At 69.0% G+C, this 13646-nt stretch carries 9 protein-coding genes; 2 read left to right on the forward strand and 7 right to left on the reverse strand.

The genetic code is table 11. From position 1 onward, the window contains the following. Positions 1 to 244: 244 nt before the first annotated feature. The 4 genes from FHR84_RS13530 to FHR84_RS13545 form a co-directional block, all read right to left on the reverse strand. The gene (locus FHR84_RS13530; protein WP_179535887.1) at positions 245 to 4039 is read right to left on the reverse strand and encodes a multifunctional oxoglutarate decarboxylase/oxoglutarate dehydrogenase thiamine pyrophosphate-binding subunit/dihydrolipoyllysine-residue succinyltransferase subunit; all 3795 of its coding nucleotides are present in this window, start codon (positions 4037 to 4039) and stop codon (positions 245 to 247) included. 440 nt (positions 4040 to 4479) lie between these two features. Beyond that, positions 4480 to 4869 carry a type II toxin-antitoxin system death-on-curing family toxin gene (locus tag FHR84_RS13535; protein WP_017973518.1) on the reverse strand — a complete coding sequence of 130 codons (390 nt, stop codon included), beginning with the start codon at positions 4867 to 4869 and terminating at the stop codon, positions 4480 to 4482. Then, a complete protein-coding gene (locus FHR84_RS13540) occupies positions 4866 to 5063 on the reverse strand; it encodes a hypothetical protein (RefSeq protein ID WP_017973519.1) in 198 nt (65 codons plus the stop codon). Before FHR84_RS13540 ends, FHR84_RS13535 begins: the two co-directional genes overlap by 4 nt. A gap of 117 nt (positions 5064 to 5180) precedes the next feature. After that, positions 5181 to 9059: an ABC transporter transmembrane domain-containing protein gene (locus FHR84_RS13545; RefSeq protein ID WP_179535888.1), complete on the reverse strand. Its 3879-nt coding sequence runs from the start codon at positions 9057 to 9059 to the stop codon at positions 5181 to 5183. Positions 9060 to 9426: 367 nt separating this feature from the next. Here FHR84_RS13545 and FHR84_RS13550 point away from each other — a divergent pair, with 367 nt between their 5' ends. Continuing rightward, a complete protein-coding gene (locus FHR84_RS13550; RefSeq protein ID WP_179535889.1) occupies positions 9427 to 9639 on the forward strand; it encodes a hypothetical protein in 213 nt (70 codons plus the stop codon). A 298-nt stretch (positions 9640 to 9937) separates the two neighbouring features. Continuing rightward, on the forward strand, positions 9938 to 10348 hold the full coding sequence (locus FHR84_RS13555; protein WP_179535890.1) for an SIS domain-containing protein: 411 nt from the start codon (positions 9938 to 9940) through the stop codon (positions 10346 to 10348). Positions 10349 to 10577: 229 nt separating this feature from the next. On the opposite strand, the gene FHR84_RS13560 is transcribed toward FHR84_RS13555, so the two are convergent. The 3 genes from FHR84_RS13560 to FHR84_RS13570 are packed head-to-tail and all read right to left on the reverse strand — an operon-like array spanning position 10578 to position 13073. Beyond that, on the reverse strand, positions 10578 to 11405 hold the full coding sequence (locus FHR84_RS13560; protein WP_179535891.1) for a hypothetical protein: 828 nt from the start codon (positions 11403 to 11405) through the stop codon (positions 10578 to 10580). Then, positions 11405 to 12304: an ABC transporter ATP-binding protein gene (locus FHR84_RS13565; protein ID WP_179535892.1), complete on the reverse strand. Its 900-nt coding sequence runs from the start codon at positions 12302 to 12304 to the stop codon at positions 11405 to 11407. The genes FHR84_RS13560 and FHR84_RS13565 overlap by 1 nt, the downstream gene beginning before the upstream one ends. A gap of 13 nt (positions 12305 to 12317) precedes the next feature. Continuing rightward, positions 12318 to 13073, reverse strand: a complete 756-nt coding sequence (locus FHR84_RS13570) for a hypothetical protein (protein WP_179535893.1) — start codon at positions 13071 to 13073, stop codon at positions 12318 to 12320. Positions 13074 to 13646 lie beyond the last annotated feature (573 nt).

Below are 13646 nucleotides of genomic sequence, written 5' to 3' on the forward strand. Positions count from 1 at the left end.
TCTCGAAAAGGCCGTTCCGCTCTCGGTGGGCGACGTACCCGGTGATGGTCATCCCGGCACGACAGGGAGGAAGCCGCCGCGCGGGAAGGTGGCCTGCCCGCGCGGTGAGGTCCCGGCACGTCCCGCGCGGCCCCGCCCCGAGAGCAACGGGGCCGCCGGCCCGTGCGGACCGGCGACCCCGTCACCGTGCGAAACCCCCGGCCGCTCGGGCCGGCCGTTGGGCGAGCCGAGCCGCCGACTCCTCCTAGTCGGCGAAGGCGTTGGTGATGACCTCTGCCTGCTCCACGTCGTGGACCTTCTTGAGGCCGGTGGCCGGAGCCGCCATGGGCCTGCGTGCGACGACCTTGAGCCGACCCGCCAGCTCGGGACCGAACTGCTGGGGCAGCGCGAGCCCGAGGAACGGCCAGGCGCCCTGGTTGCGCGGCTCCTCCTGAACCCAGCGGAGCTCGGAGGCGTTGGAGTAGCGCTCCAGCAGCCTGCCCAGCTTGCGGTGCGGGAGCGGGTAGAGCTGCTCCAGCCGCACCACGGCCGTGTCCTGCGACTCCCGCTTGGCCTGCTCGGCGGCCAGCTCGTAGTAGAGCTTGCCGGTGCAGAGCACGATCTTGCGCACCTCGCCCGGGTCCGGCCCGGTCGGGTCGTCGATGACCGAGGCGAACTTGCCCGAGGTGAAGTGCTCGATCGGGCTGGTCGCCTCCTTGAGCCGCAGCATCGACTTGGGGGTGAACACGACCAGCGGCCGGTCGATGCCGTCCAGGGCGTGCCTGCGCAGCAGGTGGAAGTAGTTCGCCGGAGTGGACGGCATGGCCACCGTCATGGACCCTTCCGCGCACAGCTGCAGCCAGCGTTCGATGCGGGCCGAGCTGTGGTCGGGACCCTGCCCCTCGTGCCCGTGCGGAAGCAGCATGACCACGTCCGAGCGCTGTCCCCACTTGGCCTCGCCGGAGGAGATGAACTCGTCGATGATCGGCTGGGCCCCGTTGAAGAAGTCACCGAACTGGGCCTCCCACAGCACCATGGCGTCGGGGTTGCCCACCGAGTAGCCGTACTCGAAACCGACGGCGGCGAACTCCGACAGCGCGGAGTCGTAGGTGAGGAACTTGGCCTGCTCCGGGGAGAGGTTCTGCAGCGGGGTGTACTCGGTGCCCGTCTTGCGGTCGATGACCACCGCGTGCCGCTGCCCGAAGGTGCCGCGCCGGGTGTCCTGCCCGGTCAGCCGCACCGGGTAGCCCGAGGTGGTCAGCGAGCCGAGCGCGAGCAGCTCGCCGAACGCCCAGTCGATCCCGCCTTCCTTGCCCATCTTGGTGCGCCGCTCCAGCACGGGCTTGACCCGCGAGTGCGGGTTGAAGCCCTCCGGGAGGTCGGTCTGGGCGTCGGCGATCCGCCGCACCTCCTCCTCGGAGATGCTGGTGTCCAGCTTCGTGGGGATCTGCTGCTCGGACTCGACCGACGGGCTCGGCTCCGGCGGGTGCTTCTCCAGCTCGCGCACCTCGTTGAACACGTGCTCGAGCTGGTTGGCGTAGTCCTTGAGCGCGTTCTCGGCCTCGTCGACCGTGATGTCGCCGCGTCCGATCAGCGACTCGGTGTAGGTCTTGCGGACGCTGCGCATCTTGTCGATGGCGTCGTACATGGACGGCTGCGTCATCGACGGGTCGTCGCCCTCGTTGTGCCCGCGCCTGCGGTAGCACACCATGTCGATCACGACGTCCTTGCCGAAGGTGTTGCGGTACTCCACCGCGAGCTTGGCGACCCACACGCAGGCCTCGGGATCGTCCCCGTTGACGTGGAACACCGGCGATCCGGTCATCTTGGCCACGTCCGTGGAGTACTTGCTCGAACGTCCCGACTCGGGCGTGGTGGTGTAGCCGACCTGGTTGTTGATGATCACGTGCACCGTCCCGCCGGTGCGGTAGCCGCGCAGCAGCGAGAGGTTCAGCGTCTCGGCGACGACTCCCTGCCCCGCGAAGGCGGCGTCACCGTGCAGCAGCACCGGCAGCACGGTGAAGCCCTCCTGACCCTTGTTCAGGATGTCCTGCTTGGCCCGGACGAGGCCTTCCAGCACGGGGTCGACGGCTTCCAGGTGCGAGGGGTTGGAGGTCAGCGAGACCTTGGTCTCGCCGTCACCGAACATCCTGAAGTACTTGCCCTCGGCACCCAGGTGGTACTTCACGTCGCCGGAGCCGTGCGCCTGCCCCGGGTCGAGGTTGCCCTCGAACTCCTGGAAGATCTGGGCGATCGGCTTGCCGACGATGTTGGCGAGCACGTTGAGCCTGCCCCGGTGGGGCATGCCGACGACGACCTCGTCGAGTTCGGTCCGTGCCGAGGAGTCCAGCACCGCGTCCAACAGCGGGATGATGGTCTCGGCGCCCTCCAGGGAGAAGCGCTTCTGCCCGACGTACTTGGTCTGCAGGAAGGTCTCGAAGGCCTCGGCCGCGTTGAGCTTGGACAGGATGTACTTCTGCTCGGACTGGTCCGGCTTCTCGTGCGGCTTCTCGACGCGGTGCTGCAGCCACTCGCGCTCGTCCGGCTCGAGGATGTGCATGTACTCCACGCCGACCGTGCGGCAGTAGGAGTCCCGCAGCACACCCAGGACGTCGCGCAGGCTCATGTGCTCCTGCCCGGCGAAACCGCCGACGGGGAACTCCCGGTCGAGGTCCCACAGCGTCAGGTTGTGCGAGAGGACGTCGAGGTCCTCGTGCCTGCGCTGCCGGTAGTTCAGCGGGTCGATGTCGGCCATCAGGTGACCGCGGGTGCGGTAGGCGTCGATCAGCTCCAGCACCCGGGCGGTCTTGTCGACGGCGCCCTCCGGGATGTCCGTGGACCACCGAACCGGCTCGTAGGGGATGCGCAGCGAGGCGAAGATGTCGTCGAAGAAGTTGTCCTCGCCGAGCAGCAGGTTGTGCACCTTGCGCAGGAACTCGCCGGACTCGGCGCCCTGGATCACCCTGTGGTCGTAGGTGGAGGTCAGCGTCACGATCTTGCTGATGCCCATCTCGGTGAGGGCCTTCTCGCTGGCGCCCTGGAACTCGGCGGGGTACTCCATGGCGCCCACGCCGATGATGGCGCTCTGGCCCTGGGTGAGCCTGGGAACCGAGTGGTTGGTTCCGCTGGGACCCGGGTTGGTCAGCGAGATCGTGGTGCCCGCGAAGTCCTCGGCGGTCAGCGCGTTGTTGCGCGCCTTGCGGATGATGTCCTCGTAGGCCTGCCAGAACTGGAGGAAGCTCATGTTCTCGCACGCCTTGATGGAGGCCACCACGAGGTTGCGCGAACCGTCCTTGCCCGGCAGGTCGATCGCCAGGCCCAGGTTGACGTGCTCGGGGGTCACGACCGCGGGCTTGCCCTTGGCGTCCTCGTCGTAGTGACGGTTCATGCCGGGGAAGTCCCGCAGGGCGCGCACCAGGGCGTAGCCGATCAGGTGGGTGAACGAGATCTTGCCGCCCTTGTTCCGCTTCAGGTGATTGTTGATCACGATGCGGTTGTCGAAGAGCAGCTTCGCCGGGATCGCGCGCACGCTGGTGGCGGTGGGCACCGACAGCGACTGCTCCATGTTCTTGGCGATCGCCGCGGCCGGGCCGCGCAGCGGCTTCGTCTCGTCGCCGCCGGACTCCTCCTTGACCGGTGCGGCCTTGGCCGCCTCCTGCGGGGACGGCTTGGAAGCCTGCTGCGCGGTGCTCTGCCTGGCGCCGTCCTGCGCGGCACCGGTCTTGGTGGAGGCGGATTGCTGCTTGGTCGGTTGGGAGCCCGCGGCACCTTGAGAGCTGGGGCGTTGCGCGTCCGCCGGGGCGGAGCTCACCGTCGCGCCGTTGTGGACCTGGCCGTTCTGCTGGTCGGCCTTGGTGGCGGTCGAGGTGCTCCGGCTCGCTGTCGCGCTTGCCGCCTCAGCCGAGGTCTCCCCGGTGGTTGACTGGCCGGGCCGGTAGTCGGCGAAGAACTCGTGCCATGCCGAGTCTACCGACGACGGGTCATTGAGGTACTGCTCATACATTTCCTCGATCAACCACTCGTTGGGGCCGAACTGTGAGGCTGGACTGCTGCTGGACACGGCTGGCGTTCGCCTCGATCCATCTGCTCGTGGTTTTGCAACGCTCGCGTACCAGGCTAACGCTTCCGGGGTGTTTCGTTGGCACTCTCCCGAGATCCTTGCGGTTGAGCGCGGGTTGCCGAATCGATCAGGTGGAGGACGGGCGCCTCCTTCCGGGTGATTCCGCTCCTGCTCGAGCTCGGCTTTTCCGGTAGTATGTGGGGTTTTTGCCTCATCGCCTTGAAGCGCTCGTCCCGGGCGGGACCGCGCTCCGAGAGGAATGTGAGGTTTCGCGCACTTTCCGGATTTCCTGCATGGTGGTTCCCCGGTGGTCACATGCTGGGAACCTCGATCGGCGCGTTCCGTCCCCCGGTGAGGCGTGGTCGTCGCGGGATGAGGTCACCCGCCGCGATCACATCGGCGCGCAGCGGGGTCGGGGGTGAACGAAGTCCCGGATGAGTTCAGCAGGTGAACTCGTAGAGGGCTTCGGTGATCTCCTCGAGGGAGAGTTGGTTCTGCGCGGTTCTGCAGACCAGGTCCTCGGCCTTGTCCGTGTCGAGCGGCTCGACCAGCGGATGCCCGTTGAGTTCCAGGAAGACCATCGTCGTGGCCCAGGCGGTGCGTTTGTTGCCGTCCACGAGCGCGTGGTTGGTGGCCAATGAGTGCAGCAGCGTGGCGGCCTTCATGTGCAGGACGGGATAGGCGTCTTGGCCGAACACCGAGGTGTAGGGACGCTCGATCGCGCTTTCCAACAACCCGTAGTCGCGCACAGTCGGTGGGTTCGTCAGAGTTACACGGGCGATCTCGAGCACGTCGGCGACGTCGAGAGTTTCGAGGTCGATTTCGCTCACTTCTCGGCCAGACGAGTGTTCAGATCGGCGGACAGCGTGGCCACGCGCGTTGCCGCGGCGGTGACCTTGCGACGCCGCAGCTCGGTGAGCACCGCATCATGAGCCATCGCGCGTAGGCTCTTGGCCTCGCGTCCGGCCGCGTGACGGAGCTGAGTCATCTCTTCCTCGGTGAATTCCACGTTCAGAGCAGGCATGAGGCCAGCATACCTGCCAGGTACCAGATTTGGTACCAGCCCGTGGCGGCTCGACCGGTGCCGCCGCGGGAGGCCGCCTCCCCGTGGCGGCACGCCGAGCGAGCTGAGCGAGAACCGCTAGGGACTCGTGGCCACCCGTTCGGCCGGCTCGTCGGTCCCGGTCCCCCACGGCAGCTGCTGCCCGTCGAGGCCGTCGAAGTCGCCTCCGCTCTCCCAGAGCCGCGCGTAGAAGCCGTCCTCGGCCAACAGCTCCCGGTGGGTGCCCTGCTCCACGAGCCGCCCGCCGTCCAGCACCGCGATGCGGTCCGCGCGGGCTGCGGTGGCCAACCTGTGCGCGACGACGAAAGTGGTCCTGTTCTCCGCGAGACGGCTGTGCGCCGAGGCCACCATCGCCTCGGTCGCCGGGTCCAACGCGGCGGTCGCCTCGTCCAGCAGCAGGATGTCCGGATCGACGAGTTCGGCCCTGGCCAGGGCGACGAGCTGACGCTGCCCGGCCGAGAGCGACCGGCCGCCCTCGCCGGTTCGCTGGCGGAAACCCTCCGGGAGCGCGGCTATGCCGGGCAGCGCCCCCACCCGGCGGGCCGCGCGTTCCACGTCGGCCGGTCCGGCCTCGGGGCGCCCGTAGGCGATGTTGCTCGCGACGTCGCCGGCGAACAGGTGCCCCTCCTGGGGGACCACGGCCAGGTGCCGGTGATAACCGCAGGTCGGGTAGTCGCGGATGTTGACGTCGTCGGCCAGCACCGCCCCCTCGGAGGCGTCGTAGAACCTGGCCAGCAGTTTGACCAGCGTCGACTTGCCCGCGCCCGTGGCACCGACGAGCGCGATGGTCTCGCCGGGCGCCGCGTGCAGCGAGATGTCGGACAGCGCCGTGTCGTCCGAACCCGGGTAGTGGAAGGACACCGAGCGCAGCTCGACCTCGCCGGAGAGCTTGCTCGGCACGGTGGCCGGATGGGTGGCCTCGGGAACCGAAGTGGGGGTGCGCAGCAGCTCGCCTATCCTGCGCAGCCCCACCACGGCCTGCTGGTAGGAGTCGAAGACCCCGGACAGCTGCTGCACTGGGCTGAAGAACATCCCCAGGTACAGCAGGAACGCCGCAAGCGCACCCGCCGTCAGGTCCCCCTGGGCGACGCGCGTCGCCCCGACGCCGAGAACCACGGCCTGGGCCAGCTCGGAGAGCATCGTCACGAAGGGGAAGTAGGTGGCGATGTAGCGCTGGGCCCGCAGCCGGGAGCGCCGGTAGGCGTCGCTGCGCGCGGCGAAGCGCTCGGCCGCCAGTCGTTCCCTGCGGTGTGCCTGGGACACGCGCAGCCCGGAGACGTTCTCCTGCATCTCGGCGTTGACCGTGCTCACCCGCTCGCGCGCCTCCGCGTAGGCGACGGAGGAGACCCTGCGGAAGATCACGGTGGCCACCACCAGCAGCGGCAGCACCGACAGGGAGACCAGCGCGAGCGAGAGGTCGGTGACCAGCAGCGCCGCGGCCACCCCGAGGATCGTGGAGAAGCTGACCACGGCCGTGGCCAGCCCCGTCTGCAGGAACGAGGAGAGCGCGTCCACATCGGTGGTCATCCGCGTCATGACGCGCCCGGCCCGCTCCCGCTCGTAGAAGTCCAGTCCCAGCCGTTGCAGGTGGGAGAAGCTGCGCAGCCGGAGCAGGTACAGCAGGGTCTCCCCGGTGCGGGCGGCCACCACCGTCTGCGCGCGCACGGCCACCCAGCCGAGCAGCACCACGCCCGCTCCCACCGCGGTCGCGGTGAACAGCGTCCTCGGGTCGCTCGCGCCGACGCCGCCGTCGACGCCCCAGCGCACCAGCGAGGGGAGGGTCACCGACGCGGCGGCGCTCAGGGCGAACAGCAGCACCGTGAGCAGCAGCTTCCCGCGGATCGGCCGGAACAGCTCACGCAGCCGGAAGCACGGGTCGGGGGCGGTCGGGTTCACGCCGTCGAGTTCCGGCTCGTCCGCGGCGCGCGGCAGCCGGCTGATCGCGTTCGCCAGCTCCGCGGTGGGCGGGGCGTCCGTCGTCGCGCCGGCCGCGCCCCCGGGGGAGCGCGTTCCCGCACCGCCTCCGGCGCGGGCTGCCGGGGTCGTGCCCTCGGCCCGGGGAGTGCCGACGCGGTCCGGGCCCGCGCGCCCGGCTCCGCGCTGTTCGTCCGGCCAGAGCTCCGGGGTCGGTTCCTGCCCCGGGGCCCCCACCGGGTTTCCGGACCGTTCCCCGGGGGCGGCCCGCTCCACGGGCCCGGACGGTCCGGACAGCAGGGAGCGGAACAGCTCCGAACGCCGCTCCAGTTCCCGCCTGGTGCCGCTGTCGACGACCCTGCCCCCGTCGAGCACCGCGATGCGGTCGGCCAGCTCGAGGGTGGAACGGCGGTGCGCGATCAGCAGGGTGGTCCGCTCGGCGGTGACGGACCGCAGGGTGTCGTGGATGGCCGCCTCGGTGGCCGGGTCCACGGCCGAGGTCGCGTCGTCCAGGACCAGCACCCGCGGGTCGGTCAGCAGGGCCCGGGCCAGCGCTATCCGCTGCCGTTGCCCCCCGGACAGGGTCAGGCCGCGTTCCCCCACGACGGTGTCGTAGCCCTGGGGCAGGTCGGTCACGAACTCGTGGGCCTCGGCCGCGCGGGCAGCCGCGACGATCTCCTGCTCGGACGCGTCCGGATGCCCGTAGGAGATGTTGCCCCTGATCGTGTCCGAGAACAGGAAGGCCTCCTCGAAGACGACGCCGACGGCCGAGCGGAGCGAGTCCATCCGCACTTCCCGGACGTCCTGCCCGCAGGGCCGTTCGGCGCCTTCCCCGCCGATCCGGATGCTGCCGGAGCGCACGTCGTAGAAACGCGGAAGCAGCAGCGAGACGGTCGATTTGCCCGATCCGGCCGACCCGACCAGGGCCAGGGTCTCGCCGGGCCGGATGTCCAGGCTGGCCCCGCGCAGCACGGGCTGGTCTTCGGTGTAGCCGAAGTGGACCTCGTCCATCTCCACCCGCAGCGGCCCCGCGGGCAGGTTCACCGCGTCGGGGGCGTCGGTCACGTCCGGCCGGGTGTCGATCACCTCGTGGAGTCGTTCCAGCCCGGCCCTGGCGTGCTGGGACTGGATCAGCACGTTGGACAGCATCCGCGCCGGACCGGCGAGCATGGTCAGATAACCGGCGAAGGCGATGAACGTGCCCACGCTGACCTGCCCGTTCAGGGCGAGCCAGCCGCCGAGCCCGAGCACGCCGACCTGCCCGGCGAGCGGAAGGGCCGTCAGGTGCGCGGAGGGTGAGGCGGTCACCCTGGCGGCGCGCATCCGGTCGGCGAACAGGTGGCGCGCGCGGCTGGTCATCCGTTCGACCTCGCGCCTCTCCTGCCCGAAGCCCTTGACCACCCGAACGCCGCTCACGGTCTCCTCGACCTGTTCGGCGATGTCGGCGGCGCGCTGCTGGGCGGTCCAGGTCGCCGGGAACAGGCGTTTCTTGCTGTACGCCGTGACCAGCGCGATCAGCGGCCCCACCACGAGCGCGATCAGCGTGAGCAGCGGCGACAGCCACAGCATCGCCGCGAGGGAGAAGACGGCGAGCATCACGGTTCCCGCGGCCAGCGGCAGCATGGACAGCAGACCGTTGACCAGCTGCAGATCGCTGATCGAGCGTGAGACGACTTGTCCGGTGCGCAGCGAGTCCTGCTTGCCCCCGTCGAGGCGCTGGACGGAACCGAACACGGCTCTGCGCAGGTCGTGCTGCACGTCCACCGCGAGCCTGCCCGCGCTGTAGCGGCGCACGAACGCGGCACCGAAGCGGAACAGTCCCAGCCCGAGCATCGCGACGACGATCCAGCCGAGCCGTGCGGTCGTTCCGGACACCGCGTCGTCCACCGCGATCTTGGTCAGTACGGGTACGGCCGCTTCCATGCCGACCGCGGTCACAGCGGAGCCCATGGAAAGCAACACGGCCACGGGGTGGCGCCAGCAGGCGGCGGTCAGCCGCCGGATCCAACCCGGTTTCGGGCGTGCTTCTCCGGTTTCGGACACCCCGTCAGGTTAGGGGGTGGGTCCAGAGGTGACCGGGCGGATACCGCCGTGACGTGGGGCGATGTGAGCGGCGGAACACCCGTTCGGCGCTGTTCGCCCGGGTGTGCCGGACTGTGTTCTTCGTCGCCCCGCAGCACGCGGGGGGCGTGCCGGAAGGGCGGTGCGCGGCGTTAGGATTCCCGCCGCGCGTGCTGGGGTCGCGGTCACCCGAGAGTTTCCCTTTTTCGCGGAGGAATTCCGCCATGGCTATTCCTGCGCCGGGGATGTCACGCTCGGGCGGCGGTTGGATCAACCACCGGGCCAAGTACCGAAGCAGGCTATTTCGCGTTCGAGGTGTTTTCGTAGCGGCGTTTGTCGGGGGAGTCCGATGAAGTACGTGTGGTTCGGCGTGCTGCTTCTGCTGGGGCAGTTGGTGCCGGAGTTGTTGTTCCCGGAGGACGCCACCGTCGAGTTCGGCCGGTTCGCCGCCATGTTCGGTACGGCGGTGCTGGCGGCGGTGGTGCTCTTCGCCTGGGAGCGCTGGTCGCAGGGGCGCGGCCTGCCGCTTCGTCGGACCCGAGCGTGCGAGAACGAAGGCTGATTCCTGCCAGTAGGTTCGGCGGCTCGGCTTGCTTGGTGGGTTCCGCGGCGGTGCCGACTGCTCGGGCTCGGAGCGTTTGCGTTGAACGGTGCCCTTCGGTCTGAAGTTCCTGTCCGGGAGTTCGGCGGTGCCGCTGGTGCCTGAAGCAGCGCCCTCCCGACGGCCGAGCTGACGAACTCTCCACTCACCCACCCGGAAGGCCGCTCACCCGGGAGGAAGGCCCGCGGCGAGCTCGCGGGCTGCCTGCCTGAGCGGCTCCAGGTGGGCGTTCGTGGCCGGTGCGGGGCGATCCGGCTTCATGGCCAGTTCCTTCGCGATGCGGCTCGTGCACCTGGGGTACGCGGTGCACGTGGTCGGCGAGGCCACCGCCCCGGCCTTCGCCGCGGGGGACGTGCTCGTCGGGGTGTCCGGTTCGGGGAACACGAGCGGGACGGTGCGGGCCGCGGGGGAGGCGCGCCGCGCCGGTGGCCGGGTGGTCGCGGTGACCACGGACGCGGACTCCGAGCTGGCCGCTGCGGCCGACGCCGTGCTGCTGGTCCCGGCGGCGACCAAGAACCGGGCAGAGGGCGAGACCGCGACCGCGCAGCCGCTGTCCAGCCTGTTCGACCAGGCCGTGCACCTGGCGCTGGACGCGGTGTGCCTGCGGCTGGCCGCCGAGGCGGGGATCGACAACGCCACGGCGCGCGGCGCGCACGTCAGGACCGAGTGACCGCGGAACCGTCCTTTGTGGACCTCCGGTGAACGGGTGGACGCCCGGTGAAACGGCCCCCGGCGCGGGCGCGCGTGTGCCCGTGCCGGGGGTTCCGTGGTGACCTGGGGCTCCCAATTTTGCCTATAATTGGAAGTTTTCCCCAGGAGGAAACCCCCTGTGGACGGCTCGGGCCGCTCCGCTGAGCCGCGAGCGCGCCGGGCCGTGCTCCCAGTTCTGCCTGTAACTGTCAGCCGCCGGGGGACAGCAGCGCCGCGTTCCGCGGCGGCCGGCTCAGCAGCCACCAGCACAGCCCGCCCCACATCAGAAGGTTGAGCGACAGCTTCACCGTCAGGGCGAGGGCGCTCTGCGCGTAGAGCACGGGATACGCCGTGAGCACCAGGAACGGGTCGGCGAGCTCGACCCAGCGCAGCCCGAGATCGGTCGAGGTGAGCGGGACCTGGGCCAGCAGTACCCCCGCGATCAGCAGGCCGGCCGCTCGCTGGTTGCGCACCCCGTTGACGATCGCCGCCACGAGCAGCCCGGTCAGCACCAGTGCGGCCCAGTCGAGCAGCAGCGCCAGCAGCACGAAACCGATTCCCGGCTGGATCACCGGGTCCAGTCTCTCCACGGTCGCCGCGGACAGCAGTACGCTCTGCGGGCCAGATCCGAGCTGGTAGCTCCTATAGAGCAACAGCAGCAGCCAGAGCGCCAGGAAGGCCGTGGCGGTGAGCACCACGGAGCCGACCACGGAAGCGACCCAGCGCCGGAAACCGAGCACCAGCTGGGCGTGGGTGTGCAGCCCGTTCGCCCGGGCCAGGGACTGCATGGTGGCCAGCAGCAGCGCGTAGAAGACGACCAGTTCCAGCGCCAGGGTTCGCGGGGACAGCGAGGACAGCACCACCCAGTCGCCGTAGGTCGCCTCGGGAAACATCCCGGGTGGTGCGGAGCTGGTACCGACGAAGAACCAGCCCAGCAGGATCGCCGGGGTGGACCAGCGCAGCGCGGGCAGCGTGGCGAGCATTGCCGCGAGACGGGCGGTGCCGCCGCGCCGTACCGGGTTCGGGTGTCGCGGCATCACCAGCTGTCCAATCCGCGGAAGGGCTGTTCGATGTCGCGGCCGAGGTCGACCACGTTCGACAGCGGCAGTTCCGCTGCGGAGAGCAGGGCGAGCAGTTCGTGCAGCGGCGCGGACTGCGCCGCGATCAGGCCGACGTACGGGTCGATCCAGTGCGCCCAGTCGTACTCCTTCAGGGCGACCGAGGCCGCGTGCCGGGAGTTCTCCGGTTCCGCGGCCTCACCCGCCAGGCGCAGCTTCCACCAGCGGGGGCTGTCCTCGGCCCATCGGGTGACCACCCGGCCTTCGGAGATGTAGACGACCTCGTCACTCATCTCGTCGACGTCGGCGATCGAGTGACTGCTGAAGATCACTCCGGTCCCGGCGCGGGCCCGCTCGGCCACGAGTTCCTTGAGTCGGATGACCCCGGCGGGGTCGAGCCCGTTGCCGGGTTCGTCGAGCACCAGTATCTCCGGCTCGCCCAGCAGTGCCCGCGCCAGGCACAGCCGACGGCGCATGCCCAGCGAGTAGGTTCCGACCCGCCGGTGCGCAGCGGCGCGCATGCCGACCGCGTCGAGGCAGTCGTCGATCTCGCCGCTGGTGACGTTGCCCAGCATCCCGGCCCACTGGTCGAGGTTGCGGCGGCCGGAAACGCTGTTGATCAGCCCGTCCTGGTCGAGCACCGCGCCGAAGCGGGGACGTGCCGAGTTCGCGTCGCCGAGGCTCAGCTCGCCCGCGCTCGGTTCGATCAGGCCGAGCAGCGCGGCCAGCAGCGTGGTCTTGCCCGCCCCGTTGGGGCCGACGATGCCGATGGTGCGGCCACTGCGGACGGACAGGTCGACGTCGCGCACCGCCCAGTGCTTGCCGAAGCGTTTGCCCAGCCGCGTGGCTTCGAGCAGTGCTCTGTTCGGGGAATCCATGTGCTCGTTCAACCTAGCGTTCGGGGCGGGGGGCGAGTGTCGCCAGCGCGATGGTCAGGGCAGTGTTCACGACCAGCAGCAGCGCGGGACCGGCCGCCCAGTTCAGCGGGTTGTGCGGGAAGAGGTGGGCACCGTGTCCAGGGGTGATCATCAGCTTCAGGAAGGGAACCCCGAGCTCCTCGCCCGCGAACGCGCCGAGCATCACCATCAGCGGTGCGCAGACCAGCGCGACCAGCCGGGGAGTGCGGTACACGGCGAGCAGGTGCGCCACCAGCAGCACGCTCGCCGAGAGCAGGCAGCACCACAGCAGCATGACCAGGTCCACGACCGGCCCCAGTCCGTGCAGCGCGGGCCACAGGACAGCGCTCTCGTCGACGGTGCGCAGCGGGTAGAAGAACAGTGCAAGCACGTCGACGAGGACGAGCAGCGCGGTGGTGATGAGCAGCGCTCGCATCGCGGCGACCCGCACCGAGCTGAGCACGTGCCTTCGCGGGCCGACCCCCGCGATCCGCAGATACGGGGTGCGCCCGGTCTCCTGGTCGGTGAGGAAGACCGGCGCGGCGGCCAGCACACCGATGAACAGGGACAGAACGATCGGTATGGGGTCCGAGTAGGCGAAGTAGCCGAGGGCCGCTTCCTTCAGCGAGATCCGGTGCTGGAGCTCCACCAGGAACAGGGCCGCTCCGAGCAGCAGCCCGGAACCGATGTCGACCAGGGGTTGGCCGGGCCAGTACCCGGCCAACCCGCTGCGTCTGGCGACGAGATTCATAGTGACAGGAATCTACCACAAGCGATCAGACGAGGTGAACTGAGAACTTTGCGTGAGTTTCGAACGCCCAAGAATCGGCATTGCCGTATACCCTTACCTTCTTGGCCCCAGTTCCTGGGTTTGTCCATAGCGCGCGACTCATCTGCCCAGCACTCAGAAACCTACAATCACCAACTTCGGAGTCATTGGAAACAAGTCTTAGGCAGAATCCGACATTGTCTTCGGCTTCGTGTAGGTAGATCTGCACAGTCTGTTTGATGTGGACAGTTATGGTTGCGCACTGAAATCCTCCCGAAGAGGGTATAGTGCAGTTGTAAGTTCCGATTTTCTCAGCGTTGGCTCCTGGGGCGCTCAGGAGCACAAACGTGAGAACAGTTACGATACTCCCCAGTGTGGAATATAGTCTTCGCATGACTATCCTTTTTGTGTGGATAATGGAGTGCGTTTCTTGGTGCCTATTAATTTATCTCGTTTGCTCTTTCTTTGGCCTCTTCGCAGCGTTCCAGGAACTCCAGTGGAGTTACCTTGCGAAGATCTTGGTACCTGTAAAATGATTCTGTGCTAGCCATGTCA

The organism is Actinopolyspora biskrensis (assembly GCF_013408175.1).
Taxonomy (GTDB): Bacteria; Actinomycetota; Actinomycetes; order Mycobacteriales; family Pseudonocardiaceae; genus Actinopolyspora; species Actinopolyspora biskrensis.